The 16807-nt window shown below is 38.6% G+C and carries 14 protein-coding genes; 2 read left to right on the top strand and 12 right to left on the bottom strand.

Going from position 1 to position 16807, the window contains the following annotated elements; all coding sequences use genetic code 11:
* Positions 1 to 54: 54 nt before the first annotated feature.
* Entirely contained in the window at positions 55 to 777 is a 723-nt protein-coding gene (locus tag Q4550_RS13160; protein WP_303533285.1) for a FadR/GntR family transcriptional regulator, read from the bottom strand.
* A gap of 120 nt (positions 778 to 897) precedes the next feature.
* Positions 898 to 3075, bottom strand: coding sequence for a malate synthase G (locus Q4550_RS13155; protein ID WP_303533284.1), 2178 nt, complete (start codon positions 3073 to 3075; stop codon positions 898 to 900).
* A 278-nt stretch (positions 3076 to 3353) separates the two neighbouring features.
* Between Q4550_RS13155 and Q4550_RS13150 the strand changes: the two genes are divergently transcribed.
* Entirely contained in the window at positions 3354 to 4238 is an 885-nt protein-coding gene (locus tag Q4550_RS13150) for a LysR family transcriptional regulator (protein WP_303533283.1), read from the top strand.
* Between the two features lie 101 nt (positions 4239 to 4339).
* On the opposite strand, the gene Q4550_RS13145 is transcribed toward Q4550_RS13150, so the two are convergent.
* The 9 genes from Q4550_RS13145 to Q4550_RS13105 all read right to left on the bottom strand — a co-directional run bounded on the left by Q4550_RS13145 (position 4340) and on the right by Q4550_RS13105 (position 14381).
* Positions 4340 to 4597 carry an OsmC family protein gene (locus Q4550_RS13145; RefSeq protein ID WP_303533282.1) on the bottom strand — a complete coding sequence of 86 codons (258 nt, stop codon included), beginning with the start codon at positions 4595 to 4597 and terminating at the stop codon, positions 4340 to 4342.
* A gap of 12 nt (positions 4598 to 4609) precedes the next feature.
* The gene (locus Q4550_RS13140) at positions 4610 to 4804 is read right to left on the bottom strand and encodes a hypothetical protein (protein WP_303533281.1); all 195 of its coding nucleotides are present in this window, start codon (positions 4802 to 4804) and stop codon (positions 4610 to 4612) included.
* A 21-nt stretch (positions 4805 to 4825) separates the two neighbouring features.
* On the bottom strand, positions 4826 to 5809 hold the full coding sequence (locus tag Q4550_RS13135) for an aldo/keto reductase (RefSeq protein WP_303533280.1): 984 nt from the start codon (positions 5807 to 5809) through the stop codon (positions 4826 to 4828).
* A 235-nt stretch (positions 5810 to 6044) separates the two neighbouring features.
* The gene (locus Q4550_RS13130; RefSeq protein ID WP_303533279.1) at positions 6045 to 7847 is read right to left on the bottom strand and encodes an IucA/IucC family protein; all 1803 of its coding nucleotides are present in this window, start codon (positions 7845 to 7847) and stop codon (positions 6045 to 6047) included.
* A gap of 18 nt (positions 7848 to 7865) precedes the next feature.
* Positions 7866 to 9191 (bottom strand): lysine N(6)-hydroxylase/L-ornithine N(5)-oxygenase family protein, encoded by a 1326-nt coding sequence (locus tag Q4550_RS13125; RefSeq protein ID WP_303533278.1) that lies wholly within the window; start codon positions 9189 to 9191, stop codon positions 7866 to 7868.
* Positions 9184 to 9750 carry a GNAT family N-acetyltransferase gene (locus Q4550_RS13120; protein ID WP_483298561.1) on the bottom strand — a complete coding sequence of 189 codons (567 nt, stop codon included), beginning with the start codon at positions 9748 to 9750 and terminating at the stop codon, positions 9184 to 9186. Before Q4550_RS13120 ends, Q4550_RS13125 begins: the two co-directional genes overlap by 8 nt.
* Positions 9734 to 11512: an IucA/IucC family protein gene (locus Q4550_RS13115; protein ID WP_303533277.1), complete on the bottom strand. Its 1779-nt coding sequence runs from the start codon at positions 11510 to 11512 to the stop codon at positions 9734 to 9736. The genes Q4550_RS13120 and Q4550_RS13115 overlap by 17 nt, the downstream gene beginning before the upstream one ends.
* Positions 11509 to 13032, bottom strand: a complete 1524-nt coding sequence (locus Q4550_RS13110) for a pyridoxal phosphate-dependent decarboxylase family protein (RefSeq protein WP_303533276.1) — start codon at positions 13030 to 13032, stop codon at positions 11509 to 11511. The genes Q4550_RS13115 and Q4550_RS13110 overlap by 4 nt, the downstream gene beginning before the upstream one ends.
* Positions 13029 to 14381, bottom strand: a complete 1353-nt coding sequence (locus Q4550_RS13105) for an aspartate aminotransferase family protein (protein WP_303533275.1) — start codon at positions 14379 to 14381, stop codon at positions 13029 to 13031. Before Q4550_RS13105 ends, Q4550_RS13110 begins: the two co-directional genes overlap by 4 nt.
* A 282-nt stretch (positions 14382 to 14663) precedes the next feature.
* On the opposite strand from Q4550_RS13105, the gene Q4550_RS13100 reads away from it, so the two are divergent.
* Positions 14664 to 15251, top strand: a complete 588-nt coding sequence (locus tag Q4550_RS13100) for a DUF6944 family repetitive protein (RefSeq protein WP_371017589.1) — start codon at positions 14664 to 14666, stop codon at positions 15249 to 15251.
* A gap of 28 nt (positions 15252 to 15279) precedes the next feature.
* Here Q4550_RS13100 and Q4550_RS13095 read toward each other — a convergent pair whose 3' ends face one another.
* The gene (locus Q4550_RS13095) at positions 15280 to 16755 is read right to left on the bottom strand and encodes a flavin monoamine oxidase family protein (protein ID WP_303533273.1); all 1476 of its coding nucleotides are present in this window, start codon (positions 16753 to 16755) and stop codon (positions 15280 to 15282) included.
* Positions 16756 to 16807: the final 52 nt, after the last annotated feature.

Genomic DNA, 16807 nt, shown 5'->3' with positions numbered 1-16807 from the left:
AAAGTCGAGCTTCGACTTTACTCTCTTTAGTAATTGTTTTCATATACGGGTTCATCAGTCAGTTTCAATGAACTCTGAACGAGTCGAGAAACCTTTTCTCATTAGCTTTCTACTATAAGTTAAATGAAGCATCATTGCTTCTGAAGCCCCACTTGGATCTTCACAAAGTATCATTTCCATAATTAACTCATGCTGTTGATATGTGTCTTGAAGGCTTTCCAGGTCTGATGCGATTAAGCAATGGTAATGATCCATTGACTTGTTTATCTTTGCAGACAGTGATTGGAACAATTCTAATAAAATTGGGTTGCCAGAAGCTTTTGCAACGGCCAAGTGGAATTGATAGTCTTGAATGCTCTTATCCCTATAATGCTCACTTCGTTCAAAAAGTTCGAGCGTATGACTCATAGTTAGCAGGTCTTGCTCTGTTCGATTAACCGCTGCCAGTTTGGCCAAAGTTGTTTCTAACATTAAAAGTGTTTGAAATAATGATTCCAAATTCTCATGTTGAGGCATCGGCATATATTGGAAATACCGTTTGGGTGTATAGCCTGTAACAATAGCTCCTTCTTCTGCCAATAAATGAATAACACCTCTTCCACTCAGCGTTTTTAATGCAGCTAATATAGTGGGCCGTGAAACACCAAAAAACTGCGAGAGTTCTAAAACGGAGGGGATTTTATCTCCTTTATTATATTTCCTTTCTTTCAATAAACCTAATAGTTGTTTCTCAACTTTTTGGGATAATTCTTCTGAAGAAATGCGTCTAAGTTTCATTGTAAACCCCCTATACGTAATAGCATAGTTGACGAGGTGGGTTGAAAGCATATCTGTATTTTAATATTTATTATGTAAGTCAAAGCAAAAGCAGCCAGTAGGCTACTTTTGCAACATAAATTACTTATTTGAATAAACTTTTGCTTTCGCTTCTTTTCGTCGACTATGAAGTATTGGTTCAGTATAACCAGATGGTTGATTAAAGCCTTTAAAGACAAGGTCACATGCAGCCTGAAACGCAATCGACTTTTCAAAGTTATCAGCCATTGCATGATATGCCGGGTCACCTGCGTTCTGCTTATCAACTACTTTTGCCATTCGTTTCATTGTTTCTAGAACCTGTTCTTTGGAACAAATTCCGTGATGAAGCCAGTTAGCCATATGCTGACTAGAAATTCGAAGCGTCGCTCGGTCTTCCATAAGTTCAATATTATGAATATCTGGCACTTTAGAACAGCCTACCCCATGTTCGATCCATCGAACAACGTATCCAAGGATACCTTGAGCATTATTATCGAGTTCTTTCTCAATTTCTTTGTCGCTCCACTTCTTCTCTGTATTAACTGGAATTTCTAAAAGATCATTTAAATAATTTGGTGTCCTTTTCTCCAGTTCATATTGGAATTCCCTTACATTTGTTTGATGATAATGTAAGGCGTGAAGGGTTGCAGCTGTTGGAGAGGGTACCCAAGCTGTACTCGCACCAGCTTGAAGCTGTGCACCTTTTTGTGCAATCATTTCACCCATAAGATCTGGCATAGCCCACATGCCTTTTCCAATCTGTGCGACTCCTCTGAAACCTGTGTTTAAACCATGAGCCACATTTGCTTTTTCATAACTTTGAAGCCAGGTCGCGTTTTTCATTTGGCCTTTCGGTATAACAGCTCCAGCTTCCATCGACGTATGAATCTCATCACCCGTTCGATCAAGGAAGCCGGTGTTAATAAATACAACGCGTTCTTTTACTTCATTTATACAGTTTTTAAGGTTAAGGGTAGTACGTCGTTCTTCATCCATCACGCCAATTTTGATTGTATAACGCTCTAATTCAAGTAAATCTTCTGTTCGATTGAATAGTTCATTAGCAAATGCAACTTCCTTTGATCCATGCATTTTAGGCTTTACGATATAGATGGATCCTTCAGAAGTGTTTTGGTAACGACCATTCCTATTCAGATCATGCTTTGCGATTAATCCAGTAATCACGGCATCGATAATTCCTTCAGGTACTTCATTTCCTGATTGATCAAGAACCGCATCCGTTGTCATTAAATGTCCTACATTTCGAGCAAACATCAAGGAGCGACCAGGAAGGGAAAGTACCTCTCCATCAGGTGATATATACTCGCGATCAGGATTCAACGATCGAACAATTTTCTTAGAACCTTTAGAAAAAGATGTTTGTAAATCACCTTTCATTAAGCCAAGAAAATTCCGATAGACGAGGACTTTGTCTTCTGCATCAACAGCTGCAACAGAGTCTTCAAAGTCCATTATCGTTGTAATAGCAGATTCAACAAACACATCCTTAATTCCTGCTATATCTGTTTTACCGATTGGATGAGATCGATCAATTTGAATTTCAAGGTGGATCTGATTGTTTTTCAATAAAATGACTTCAGGGTTTTCTTCACTGCCTAGATATCCTACAAATTGCTCTCTTTTCATTAAAACGCTTTCATTATTGTCAGTAAAGTGTACCTTAAGCATCCCTTGCTGTATAGTAAATCGTTTAATGTCTGAGTAACTTCTTTCCTTTAGTGGCACGACTGAATCTAGGAAACGCTTTGCATAAGTTATCACTTTTTCGCCACGGATTGGGTTATATTCTGTATTCTTTGATGCCTCGTTATCTTCTGAAATAACGTCAGTTCCATACAAAGCATCATAAAGACTTCCCCACCTTGCATTCGCTGCATTAATCGCATAACGAGCGTTATTGACCGGGACAACTAGCTGAGGACCAGCTTGAATGGCAATTTCATCATCTACCGATTGAGTGCTAATTTTAACATCCTTTATTTCTTCTTCAAGATATTCGATATCCTTAAGAAACGTTTTATAGCTTTCTAGGTCACCAGCTCGATTATTCAGGTGATAAGCATTGATTTTTTGTTGTAGGTCTTCTCGAGCTTGTAGAAGTTGTTTATTGATAGGTGACAGTTCAGTGATCATGTCACCAAGACCACTCCAAAACTGTTTAGAAGAAGTGCCAGTTCCAGGAATAACATCTTCATTAATAAATTCATAGAGTTCCGTTGCAACATGCAAAGTACCAATTGACTTATAATTTTCCATTACCTGTCCCCCTCATAAGCTTGACAGAACCTTATATGGTGCTGTTCATTCGTTATATCTTATCTTATAATAAAGTAAGCTATTTATATAATACATATATCGCATATTAGGTATGCTTTCAGGTTATAATTCAAAATTTTCGAAATCTATATTGGCTATATTTTTGATTCTCTACTTGACTCTTTCAAATGGCATCGTCTTCATAGATCAGAAATAAGCCAATAAAACAGCGTTTACTAACATAGCCTTTGAAAAAATCTCTGTGTGGAGGTATTTTGATGGAAATCCGTCATTTGGAATATTTTTCTGAAGTCGCTAGACAATTAAGTTTCACAAAAGCTGCTACTAGTCTTCACGTGTCCCAACCTTCTATTAGTAAAGCCATTAAAAATATGGAAGCAGAACTTGGAGTGCCGCTCTTCTATCGATCAAAGCAATTGGAATTAACCGATGCGGGTCACGCTGTACTTATTAATGCGCATCACGTACTAAGTGCTTTTCGTAATCTAACAACAGAATTAACTGACCTCACAGAGCTTAAAAAGGGTGAAATTAAAATAGGTATTCCTCCTATTATCGGGGCTGCGTTTTTTTCAAAGTTAATTAGTCAGTTTAAGGCGAAATATCCTTTTGTTGAAATTCTATTAACGGAAGTGGGATCAAAATCGATAAAGCAAGGGATTGAGGATGGATCACTCGATATTGGCCTAATTTGCAATACCCCATTAAAAAACAGTTATTTGGAAACGGTTCAAGTTATTTCTGATCCATTGATGGTAGTTGTTCACAATGAACATCATTTAACGGAATCTACTGAAATCGATATAATGGATCTTGCATCAGAGCCATTTATTTTGTTTCGTGATGATTTTTCGCTACATGATCGAATTGTAGAAGAATGCTCAAAACAGGGGTTTCATCCGAATGTCGTTTGCCACAGTTCGCAGAAAGATTTTATGATCGAGATGGTAGAAGCAAAGCTTGGCCTTGCCCTTCTACCTAGTAAAATCGCTCTTTCTATTCCAAACGATTCTATTACTTCAATTAGGCTTCGTCACTCAAATCTTTGCCTTGAACTTGGGCTGATTTGGAAAAAGAATAAATACTTGCCTTATGCGGTTAAAGAGTTTATTAACCTCGCAGACTCCTTTGTAGTGAAGTGAGTAGCATCCTTCAGAGCAGGTGGTATTATTACTTAGAAAAATGCTTCTATGATTCTACAAATTGAAAGAGCTGATAAAGGAGTCCTTCATCAGCTCTTTTCTTATGCTTCTATAATCTCCCAATCATGCTCGAAAGCAACACAGCCTTTGAGCGTTTGTGCAACAGGACACCCACGTTCAAAAACATGGAGTGCTCTTTCTGCAGCTTCTCTTTTCCCTTCTGGAATGATTAATTTATAATGACATTTTATTTTAGTTATTTTTAGAATACCCTCAGGCGCTTCGATCAATCCTTCAAATTGACCAGATAGTTTGTTTGGAAAACTAGGTATTTGGCGCGCCTCCAGCGCACCGGACAATGTCCCTGTTAGTCAGCCGCCTGCAGCAGCAACGATGTGATCAAGGGTTGACGGTTGTTCCACCTCAGGTGACGCTTGATAAAAATCCTTAACCCCACCATGCACGCCGTAGTGAATCGGTTCTTTGAAATCCGCAATATATGCGCGACGGCTTTTATCTTTATCTTGTTCAATACGAATATTTGATATTTCGATTGGTTTGTCCATCGTTTGAACTCCTTTCGGTTATTAATAAGCCCCTCTAATCATTTCATGCACTTCTTGTTGATAGAAGCTAGCGAGCTTCTCCATTTCTTCCCTAGAAAAGTTAGGAACCTCTGTAGCTTTGAGGTTTTCTTCTACTTGTTGGATGTTTTTAAAACCAGGGATAACACAAGAGACTTCTTTATGTTCAAGAATCCATTTCAATGCAGCTGTCGTCATGCTTTCTCGGTCGCGAGCAATCCAATTGATTTCATCGCTTAGCTCTACACCTTTTTCAAATTCAAGTCCCGCAAACGTTTCGCCTACATTGAAGGCTTCTCCATTCCGATTAAAGTTTCGGTGATCGTCATCTTCAAAGGAAGCGTTTTTCTTGAATTTCCCAGTTAATAAACCACTGGCCAGCGGCACGCGCGTAAGAATGCCAACGCCTTGTTCATACGCTTTTGGGAAAAGTTCCTCTAACGGCTTTTGCCTAAATATATTAAAAATAACCTGCAGGGTACTTACACCAGGATACTTAAGACATAATAGTCCTTCCTCAACTGTTTCAACACTTACACCATAATAGCGTATTTTACCTTCATCTTTCAGTTTGTCCAATACTTCAAACACCTGACCATCCTTAAGGATCTCGATTGGTGGACAATGAATTTGAAAAAGATCAATTTGATCTCGTTCTAAGCGGCTTAAGCTTGCTTCACAATAAGCACGAACAGTTTCTTCTGAATAGTTGGCAGAATCAAAAATGTCTCCTGCACGACAGAATTTCGTTGCGATGTGAATTTTATCTTCCATCCCTTTAGTTGCTTTCGCTAGAAGTTCTTCACTATGTCCGTCTCCATATACATCCGCTGTATCAAAGAAATTCACGCCAGCATGTATAGCATGTTGTAAAGAATCGAGCGCTTCTTTGTCATTCGTTTTCCCCCATGCTCCGCCAATTGCCCACGTTCCAAAGCTAACTTCACTTACTTGCAAGTCTGTTTGACCTAACTGTCGATATTTCATTCTTTCGCCTCCATTAAATCGAGTTGACATTACATGGTAATTTCCCTTTCTATCGTTGTTTAAACCGCTTTCATATTTGTTTTTGAATGTAACGTTCTCTAGATGAAGTTGCTCTATAGCTTGATCATTCAATGATTGGAACGAAATTGTTCAACCTTTCAAATCATCTCCACACCATCCGTATGTCACTCTTCTCACTTCCAAAAAAAGGACGGGGGCGGGCCCCGTCTCTCTGTTATTTTGTGATTTTTTTATAGTGACATAGTGCATTTCTAACTTCCCCAAATTCAGATGCATGGGGTCGATCTTCTCCTACTGAATAGCCCTCATCAACCATGCGATTTCGATTAAGGCAAAGCTTAGTGAATGTAGGTTTAAAGAAATCAAATAGCTCAAAACGCTTCTCTAGTTGTGGGAACCTTGCTTGATACGATAGAATTGATTCCGCTAGTTTCTTCCAGAAATTCTGTTCATTCATTAATTCACCATTTGCTAAAATGTTCGATAAATAACGGAGGTGACAGATGAATAAGCCTGTAAATATAAATTGGGTCAGTCCCTCAGGTGGTTCACTCCGGAGTACATCTTTTAACTCATCTGTAAGATAATTAAGTTCCTCGAATGGTTGATCACTAATATTGACATCATCTACGAAATCTTTAATTGCAAGGCGTGATGGTTTGGAATCTTTTAGTACGAGAATAGTGTTTTGGCCGTGAGGAGAAAAAACTGTTCCATATTGGTACAAATAATGAAGCAATGGCTTCATAGTGACATCAAAAAATTGCGTTATCCATTCTTCTGTAGACATTCCAGATTTCTCAGTCAAGCTTTTTATATAGGGCTTCCCATCATGGTCTTCGTATAGAAGTGCTGCTAAAGTAATCGCCTGTTCACCGTCCTCGAGATAAGTATAGATACTTTCTCTAAAAATAACGCCGAGCATTTCTTTGTATTGATATGGGGCATTCTCCAATTGATTATAATAGGAATGGTTCACATTAATACTCGCAATTTCACCTGGTAAAATCACTCTACATTCATCTTTTAAAAAGGAGTCTTTTTCATAGATGCCTTTAATGAATTCAGTGATTTTCGGAGCGATAAGAGTACGTTCTGCTGGTAATCCTCTATATACAAGTGTATTTAGTATGCTCATCGGCAATTTAACATGATGTTTGTTAGGATTGGATTTGTTAACAAACGTCCGAATGGATTGTTGAGGGAGATAGCGGTCACTGGATTGACCAAGTGGTATGATCGTTTGATTAGCAATCTCCTCTGCAAAATTCTGAATCAAAACGTTTTTCCACTGCCACTCATGGACAGGCATCATGAAGTATTGACTAGGATCATCAGTCTTTTCTTCTAATATATTCTGGAATTTAGAACGATCCTGTTCATTTAATTCATAGTTTACTAGTTTTTCGAAGGTAAGTTCCTCAATAGATTGAAAAGAGCTAATCTGTCGACTAACGCCAATCCAGGAAAGTGTTACTTCGTTTTGGTGTTCAGGAGCATATGCTAGATAATCATCATACCCGAACCCTATTCTCCCTTTGTTATACGTAATCCAGGGATGTCCAGTCATGTAGCCTTCAAGATTAGCGTAGTCTTCAGTAATCAATGTATCTGATGAAACTCGCTTATTTAACAGATGAGCATCTGCAATGAGAGTTTGGCTTATTTCCTTTATTAAATGCGCTGTTGTTTCCGATGACATGCCTATTAAGGGTTTGGTATCAAGCAGGAAGCCAACGGCACTCCCTTCTACCTCTTTCCCATTATCTAGAATGCGAATCGATTTCCAGTCAACATCGTAGCTATCAAATTGACGTAAAACCGCATGGAACGTGTATAATTTCTTGTCTGAAACTCGAAGATCATAGATGGTATAGCTATCTTTCTCTTGAACGAGTTGAGGTGAGATCATATCTTCGTACATAAATTCTGAAATCATTTTTGCTAAGAGTTTTATATTAACAAGTTTCCAGTTTTGTTTAGTAAGAACAGTATCTAGTTCGTTTTGAGAATACATACGTTCACCACTTTCCTTCTAGTTTGTTGTAAGAGCAGGTTGTTTGGGGATTCCAAAAGATTGAAAGACGTTATGTGTCTGCACTGGGTATTCTTCTCTATTGGAGATTTGATTGATGATGACAGCATTACGGTGTGCTCCGAGACCAAGGTCGGGCGCACCAACTCCGTGAGTGTGTAGCTCTCCGTTTTGAATGAATATATTGTTTTGATTGGAATCTTTCGTCACTAAGCGGTAATCTTTCGTAATCGTCGGGCGACCATTCTCGTCCCTAAGTAAAAAAGATTCAGGTAAGAAACTTGGAACGGTCTGTTTATATCCTGTACCAAGCACAATGATTTCAGATTCGAAATCAAATGGTTCATTTGTAATCGTGTGGTGTCCCTTGCCAAAACACACCTCCCCTTTCATCTCTAATTGATCTACCTCACTCATAGCCTGTAAGTGTAAGGAGGTGCGTTGATTCCCAATAGATTGTTCATATAATACGTCATAGATTTCTGAAATCGTTTCTGCACTAATCCCTTTGTAAAGTAAGTCTTGCTTTTGAATCACTTTGTCTTTTTTTTCTTGCGGAAGATCGTAAAAGAATTCAGTGTAATCCGGTGAAAAATATTCAAGTCCTAGTTTGGAGTATTCCATTGGGAAAAAACCGTTTGATCTTGTATACCAGCTAAGATGGTAGTCATGCTGCTTTTGTTCTTTTGCCAAATCTAAAAAAATTTCAGCTGCACTTTGGCCCGATCCAATAACTGAAATGGATTTTCCTTCTAAAGCCGTTAGTTTCTTCTCCATGAATTCTGATGAATGAAAGACGGTTTCTCCAAGCGCAGGTTTAAAATGTTCTGGTACTGCAGGTACAGAGCCTATTCCCATGACCAGATGCCTAGCAAAGAACGTCGAGGTTTCTAGAGTGTTCACATTCTGGACGTGAACAGCATAAATGAATTCTCCCTCGGATGCTTCATATGATGAAACTTCAGTGACTTCATATCCAAATCGGCATGAATTTAGTTGATCACTCACCCATTTACAGTAGTGATTGTATTCCTTTCTCGGAATATGAAATTTTTCTAGAAAATAAAAGTGATACATACGACCGTGAACCTGCAGGTAGTTAAGAAAACTATATTTGTTTTTAACGTCAGCCAAGCTTACAAGATCCGCGAAAAATGGCACCTGCAAGGTGGAGCCTTCAATGAGCATACCTGGATGCCAATCAAATTCTTCTTTACGGTCAAATAGAAGAATATCCAAATCGTTTATTTCATCTGTTAAAGCAGCTAAACCTAAATTAAATGGTCCAATACCGATACCAATTGCATCGTAGACGTATTCAGGCATTTCCCCACTTCCTTTCAAACTGCTTCCGCTCACAAATCATTAATAAGCCTGTTTTATCCGGTAGATCAATTGGTTTTTGTGGAGTGAATCCACACTTCTCAAATATATGAATCATTCTTTTATTACGTATATCTGGTTCTGCTATGATTCTCTCTGTCCGCTTCTCTTTCAATTGCATAGAAACCATTGCACGTAGAAGGTGGAGGGAATATCCTCGTCCTAAATAATCTTTATGACCGATCAAGAGATGGATGCCTTGGTCATATGGCTTGTTCTCATAAGATCCTTCAATGATATCTTCCTTTACCCAATAAGCTTCCCAGTAGCTCATTGGCACCTCATTGATAAAACCTAGATAAAGCGTCTGGTGTGTATCTTTTAGTGCCTTTTGTAAATGATTTCGAAATGAGTTAATCGGTATATTTAATTGCCAGAATGGATGCACATGCTCTTCGTTCATCCAAGTGTGAATCATCTCGACATCGCGTTCGTAGCTCACCTTAGCAAAAGAGATCGTTTTTTGTAATTTTTGATCGAATACATCAATTTCCATTTCCATGCCTAACTGTAACCTCCTGAGCGATCGGATTCCGGACCATCGTATACACTGATTGTGTAGCCATTGATCCAATAAGCTCATCCATATCATAGAAACGTGTTAAGAGATTCGCTTTACAAGGAAGAACAGGCTCCTCAAGTAAACTTTTAATGAGAGGTGATGGCTGTATGGCTAAATACTGAGAGAGGCGTTCTCTCAGTATGGTCACAAGGTGTTTTTCTTCAATTAATCCGTTTACACCAAATGCGTTGATTAATCCGAATAAGTTGTTAAAAAAGAAATAATAGCGAAAACGTTCATTTGCTACGTCATCGGAACAGATTGTATCGCTCTTCTTATTCAAATTAGGCATGAGCATTGCTAGTTCTTCAGACTTGGACTCACTGAAATAATATCCTTGATTGTCTCGATAATAGAATGTAGATGGATACCCTTCCTTAAGCTTAACAACAGCATTCTGCTGGTGTGCTTCAAGTGCAATGCCATAATGTTGATGAAGCCATAGCATCGGATCAAGTGATATGTCCAGATAACGATCAAACCATTCTACACTGACTTCTTCTATGGCACGTCCCTCTCTTCTAGCAATAGCAGTAATGATGGAATAAATACGTGACTTGCCACCATAAGGATGATCCTGACATAGTGCTGCTACGAGGCTTGTATTTTCGCTCTTTTCGTAGAAAGGATTCTCTCTAATCATCACGGCGAATTCAGATTCAAGATTAGGAATGTTGATATTGAGATAAGCTGGATCCTGGATAATTTTAAAGTCAGGATAATTATTTGCTAATTTTTCACCTAATTGTGTTTGTAAGAGTCTAGAAACCTCTACGCCACGATCTAGCTCTTTCTGTTGATTTTGTCGTAGTGAATTTGTGATTTTTACCGGAACTGAAAACTTAAACATGAATCTAGTTAAAGAGCTGTACACAGTTCTAAAAGAAGATGTAGCTGTATACATGCGCCCAACTGGTCCTAGATAATCAAGCGTTCCTTTTTGAATGTGTTTAAGCACTTCTGCTTTTTTTAGAAGAGAGTTTACTTGAAGAGGGTGCACTGGTATTAGAACACGCTCTTTAAATTGATGAATCCACTCTTGATCTACTGCACAGTCTATTAACTCTTCTTTAATAAGCTCGCTTGCTTGTAGATGCAAACTGGAATCTTCATTGATAATCGAAGGGTGAACACTAAAATAGTGAAGCTGAAATTCACCTTTTAGTTCTGGAGAAAACAATTCATCTTCCTCTTGTGTTAACCCTTGTTTGCTTTTCGGCGTTGGATGCATTAAGTGACCAAAAAGTAAAGACTGTTCTGCTTCAATGTAATCAAAATCTTCATCGGTTAATTTTCCTCTGTCTTCGAATCGCTTTCCAATGTACGTTGTCATGCTTTGACAACTCAACATCACTCGCAGAACCAATTCATCTTCTGCATCCTTTCGGTTTTGGTCAATTAGTAGTTCCTTTACAATCAGTGTTGTTAATGTCACATAGTCAAGAGTATGAAAAGTACCATTTAATGACCGGTAATATAATGGGAACTGATAAATATGCCTCTCTGTTAAGGACCAATAAGAAACGGGGATGATCATCTCTATTCCCTGATTTATTAGTAGGCAGGAAATGAATTTCTGAGATAAGGTTGTAGATAAATCTTCAGGTTTTTGTATTTCTGAGTAGTTTCCTGTTTCACGTAAATAACAATTCAGAAAGCTTTGCATAGTCGCCTGTTCTGCGACTTTTTTAGCACTGATCACGTATGTTCCCTCCATTTCCTTCCGAGTGTACGAATGTCATCCACGATCTCTTGGATGTGCTTCATTTTTGTTCTAGGGTTTAGTATGGTGAACTTCAAGAAGGTTTGGCCATTAACAGAAGTCTTGGCTATGGCCGCTCTGCCCTCATACAACAATTCTTGCTGTATTTTTCGATTTAATTTGCATCGATCGGTACTGAAATCTTGAGGTTCATAACGAAAGATAACAGTGTTGAGTTCTGGAGAAAGGTTTTCAACTTTAATATCTTCCTGACTCGAAAGGTATTCCGCAGTTGCTTGAGCAAGGATAAAAGTATGATCAATCATTTCTCCAAACAGGTTTGTACCTATTGTTTTTAATGAAAGAAAGAGCTTAAAGGCGTCAAGTCTTCTAGAAGTTAAAATCGATTTGTTCACCAGGTTGGGTATCCCCTCTTCTACATCCTCGAGTGGATTTAAATAATCAGCATGGTGATTTAAAAATCGGAACGATTCTTTGTTCTTCACTAGGAAAGCCCCACATGAAATGGGCTGATAAAAAAGCTTATGAAAATCGACTGTGAGCGAATCGGCATAACAAATCCCTTTTAACTTTGACTTATGAGATTCGGAAAGAATAAGTGCACCTCCAAAAGCTGCATCCACATGGAACCATAAATCTTCCTCATGAGCGATTGCGGCTAGTTCATCTATCGGATCTATGCTTCCGAAATCAGTGGTGCCACAAGTCCCAACTAGAGCAAAAGGAACAAGGTGTTGAGCTTTTAATTCAGCTAATTGGTCCTGTAAATGCGATACCGACATTCTGTGATGTTTGTCTGTTTTAACTTTTATTACTGCTTTTCCTCCCAATCCAAGCTGTACAGCTGATTTCTGAACAGTAAAATGAGCCTCCTCTGAGCAAAGAATCCTTAATTTATGAAACTCTTCTGGTAATCCATCTTTCTGAACATTTTGCCCCCATAAGCTTAAACAACATGCATCTCTAGCTAGAAGAAGACCAGTGTAGTTCGATTGTGTCCCTCCACTTGTAAATGTGCCGTCAGCATTTGATGAATAACCGAATTGACCTGCGAGCCACTTAATCATTCCCTCTTCAAGGTACGTAGCAGAAGGACTTTGATCCCATGAATCAAGTGATTGATTGAACACACTTATTGCGAGTTCAGCAGCTATGGCAGGTATAAGCGGTGGGCATTGCAAATGAGCCAGGCTTTTTTCATGAGAAATTTGCAGGTTATTTTTGAATAGAGGAGCCTTAAGCTCGTTTAGTAATGCAGTAAAATCCTGATTTGCGCTGTGAAAATCGAAAAGTTTATCAACTTCCTTTTCAATCGTTTGTGGCTCCTTTCCGGTGAATGGAGCATTTTCTTTACGAAAAGTCTCGCAAATTATGTTCGTCATTTCGTGCATTTGTTCCCGGAAAGCTTCTTGTCCTTTCTCACTGTTGTGAAGAAAAAGGGAATCATACATTTTCTCTTTTGAAATATCAGGAGGATTCTTTTCAACTGCATTTATCATAAACTTTTAACAGCAGCGTTAACTGCTTCCTCAAAAATGCTGAGTACTTCTAAAACTTGTTCATTCGTTATTATCAGTGGCGGGAGGAACCTTACTACACTTCCGTTACGACCTCCAACTTCTAATATCAATCCTCTGTCAAAGCATTCTCTCTGAATTCTGCTAGCTAACGCAGGTTGAGAAGGATAGCTTCCTGATGAAGACTGGGGCTGTGTAGGATCAACTATTTCAACACCGATCATTAGCCCTCTCCCCCTTACGTCTCCGATTTCTCGGAAATTCATCTGGAGCTTTTGTAAGGCAGAAAGCATTTTTTCCCCCATCGTTGCTGCATGAACATCAAGTCTCTGTTCTTTAATAAATTTCAATAAGGCAGTTCCGGCTGCCATTGCCATTTGATTTCCTCTGAATGTACCAATGTGAGCACCAGGCTCCCACTTATCGAGTTCACGATCGTAAATAACAACCGAAAGTGGAAGACTGCCGCCAATTGCTTTAGAAAGGACAATGACATCTGGTATGATCCCTGCATGTTCGAATGCGAACATTTTTCCTGTTCGTCCTATTCCCGTTTGGATTTCATCAATAATAAGGGGAATACCTCGCTCGCTTGTTATTCTTCTCATTTCCTGTAGCCATTCGATAGGTGCAGGTACGGAACCACCTTCGCCTTGAACAACTTCTAGAATCATAGCGGCCGGGGGTAAAATGCCGCTCTCCGGATCATCTAATAGATTTTCAATATAAGTACTAGAAATTTTGTGTCCTTCGCTTTCCTTCATACCAAATGGACAACGATACGAATACGGGTATGGCATGAAATGAGTATCTGGCATTAAACCTTGGACGTTTTTTTTGGGACCGAGATTACCACTAATCGCCATTGTTCCATGTGTTGAACCGTGGTATCCTCCTTGAAACGTAAGGATACTACTTCTTCCTGTCGCAGTTTTCACTAATTTTAAGGCGGCTTCTATCGCGTCGCCTCCTGTTGGTCCACAAAATTGTACTTTGGCCCGCTCTGCAAAATCTCCGGGTAAATTTGAAAATATTTCATTCACGAACTCTTCTTTTATTGGTGTTGTAATATCTAACGTATGTAAAGGCCTTTTATCATGAAGGACTTTCTGCATGGCTTCTATAGTAACGGGATGGTTATGGCCAAGAGCTAAAGTACCAGCACCAGCTAAGCAATCATAATATCGCTTTCCTTCCATGTCAGTAACAAAAATCCCTTCTGCCTCATTGATTGCAATAGGTATTCTTCTTGGATAAGATCTTGCATTGGACTCTCTTTTCATTTGTTGGTCGAGTAGTGTTTGATTTGTAGTGAATTCTTTAATCATCATGTTGAGAACTCCTTTACTAATTGATAATGATTTTCATTATCTTGCACTATTCATGATAAGTGAGAATGATTATCATAGTCAATGATACTTGAGAACTATTATCACTTACAGATAAAGTCGGTTTTTCTAGGTAGATCGGTTAGTTTTAATCCCTAATAATGGAAAGTGAATTGTGGGAGTCCCTCCTTCTTTGGTGATCTAAATTAGACTATCAACTTTGGTCACAATGCAAATCAAACGAATAGGATAAAAGTATGAAAAGGAGCGTGTTTAGTATTGGAGGTGTACGGAGAATTCCTCATTCTTTCGGGAGCGTGGATCCAGACGATAGGTGCAGCTATTGCCTCTATTGGGAATACAATTGTTGCAGCAAATGAAGCTGACTCACTTATGGAGAATATCGGAGGAGACCTTTATGTAATTGGTAATAGCGTCGAAGCAACGGGGAACTCTCTTCAAGCTATCGGAAGAAGCAGCTTGACTTCTAATGAGAATGAAACGTTTGGAACGCTCGGAGCATGGTTACAGTCTGCTGGTAATATTGCAAATGTTCTTGGTGGATCAGGAATTGTAATGGGGACTAATGAAGAAGCGCTGAATATTGACATTATGGGAGATATTATTCAATCAGCTGGAGCTGCTTTCGAAGCAAAAAGCTCGAGTATAAGTGAAGCCTTCTATGCAGAGCTCATCACAACCGGGCAAACGATTCAATCGTTTGCCGTTGCTATTGAAGCTATTGGGCTTCTGTATGTGAAGAATGGAAATAAGAAAATGGGACAACAGATTCTTGCCATTGGAAGTTATGGTCAAACTGCAGGGGCAGCCATTGCAGCCATTGGTTTCACAAAAGAGTTTTATGAACATTGAGTGAACTGTTAAATGAGATTAAAAGGATTTATAACGTGCGCTCATTAATCTCAAATGCCGCTCTAACACCAGATTCAACTGCTCCTTCTATCCACCCGTGGAAATCTGATGTGTGCTCACCTGCAAAGTGAACTCTTCCTTCAGGTTTTTTTACGATGCTTTCAAATTCGATAATTTGATTCGGTTTAAATAGTGTAAAGCAACCTCCTGAGAATTGATTTTGACTCCAGCTAAATGATGCGCTCGTCAAGTACTCATCAAATACTTTAGGTCCATGTATTTTTGCAAGATCTTCAAGGGATTGTGTGATTTTTTGATCATCATTTAAGCTATTCCATAACATCGCGTTATCTTCCCAGCTATAACTTGCTAGTAAGACTCCAGCTCCTGGCTCATTACCTGTGCGACTAGGTGTATACGTATAGCGATTAGGAAAATCCGAAATGGTATTTGCACCATTCAACCCTTCTTTTTCCCAAAATCGGTCTTTAAATTCAATCCCAATTTTAATAGAAGCTACATAATGCAACTCACGGATCGCTTTCCATTTATCAAATGAAAAAGAACGGTACGGATAAACTTCTATAAATTGAAACACTGAAAAAGGCACAGTCATAAGAACATAATCGCTGTTAAACTTTTCAATAATTCCTGTTTGTTGATTCCTTGTCTGAATTTGAACGCTTTGTGGTCTTTGAATAAGGCGGTGTACTTTTTGATTTAACAAGAGATTCTCTTCTAGCTCAGGTAGAAAAGACCGAGGCAATTGATCATTTCCGCCAGTAATTTCGTTAAATTCCATGTCAGTATTAAAAACAGTATTTACGATATCGGTTAGAATGTCGATAAAGGATAGTTCCGAAAATCCTTCAATGCCTAAAAGTACTTTAACCATTCGAACAGCATTTGGAGATAGCGAAGGACCAATGGGATTGAAGCGAAGAAAATTCTCCATTGAATACTGATCAAATTTTTTACGAATGAATTTCTTTTGTTGAGCGTCACCTTCTTTATAAAGCAGTAAAAATGGATTAACTGCTGATAAAAATAATTCCGTAGCGGTTTTTCCTTTTTCGTGAGGTTCAACGGGAAATTGAAGGATATCAGGGTCTGCTTCGTATTTTTCTCTTGTAGTTCTAACTCCATTAGCATAAATGATATCTCTTGGAGAGGAATTCACGAAGCGATTCATTTTAAGTTGAAATCTTCTGATATATTCATACGTTAATTTGTGAGTTGTAGGAATACGCATAGCGCCAACATCAAGATAATTATCATCTGTAAAAGGTTTTCTAAGAGTGTATACCCTCCCGCCAACACGATCGTTTCCTTCTAGGATGGTAACTCGATGACCGGCCTTTTTTAACAAGGATGCTGATACTAGTCCTGCAACGCCAGCTCCCACAACAATAACGTTCGTTGGTGAAGACGATTTTTTCAATCCATTCTTAATAATATTAAGCATCTCGTTAGGATATTGAGGCGTAATGAATTCTCGAGCCATCACCATCATCCTTTTTTCACTAACATATTAGTTACATTTAAAAACTATACGA

Source organism: Anaerobacillus sp. 1_MG-2023, from assembly GCF_030547345.1.
In the GTDB taxonomy this organism is placed as follows: Bacteria; Bacillota; Bacilli; order Bacillales; family Guptibacillaceae; genus Guptibacillus; species Guptibacillus hwajinpoensis_B.
The sequence above is the reverse complement of the archived record's forward strand: the minus strand, read 5'-3'. Positions and strand labels throughout refer to the sequence as shown.

Bases quoted from the DNA above. Each gene is read 5' to 3' on its own strand.
- Q4550_RS13160 (WP_303533285.1), bottom strand. From the start codon at position 777: ATGAAACTTAGACGCATTTCTTCAGAAGAATTATCCCAAAAAGTTGAG.
- Q4550_RS13155 (WP_303533284.1), bottom strand. From the start codon at position 3,075: ATGGAAAATTATAAGTCAATTGGTACTTTGCATGTTGCAACGGAACTC.
- Q4550_RS13150 (WP_303533283.1), top strand. From the start codon at position 3,354: ATGGAAATCCGTCATTTGGAATATTTTTCTGAAGTCGCTAGACAATTA.
- Q4550_RS13140 (WP_303533281.1), bottom strand. From the start codon at position 4,804: ATGGACAAACCAATCGAAATATCAAATATTCGTATTGAACAAGATAAA.
- Q4550_RS13135 (WP_303533280.1), bottom strand. From the start codon at position 5,809: ATGAAATATCGACAGTTAGGTCAAACAGACTTGCAAGTAAGTGAAGTT.
- Q4550_RS13130 (WP_303533279.1), bottom strand. From the start codon at position 7,847: ATGTATTCTCAAAACGAACTAGATACTGTTCTTACTAAACAAAACTGG.
- Q4550_RS13125 (WP_303533278.1), bottom strand. From the start codon at position 9,191: ATGCCTGAATACGTCTACGATGCAATTGGTATCGGTATTGGACCATTT.
- Q4550_RS13120 (WP_483298561.1), bottom strand. From the start codon at position 9,750: ATGGAAATGGAAATTGATGTATTCGATCAAAAATTACAAAAAACGATC.
- Q4550_RS13110 (WP_303533276.1), bottom strand. From the start codon at position 13,032: ATGATAAATGCAGTTGAAAAGAATCCTCCTGATATTTCAAAAGAGAAA.
- Q4550_RS13105 (WP_303533275.1), bottom strand. From the start codon at position 14,381: ATGATGATTAAAGAATTCACTACAAATCAAACACTACTCGACCAACAA.
- Q4550_RS13095 (WP_303533273.1), bottom strand. From the start codon at position 16,755: ATGGCTCGAGAATTCATTACGCCTCAATATCCTAACGAGATGCTTAAT.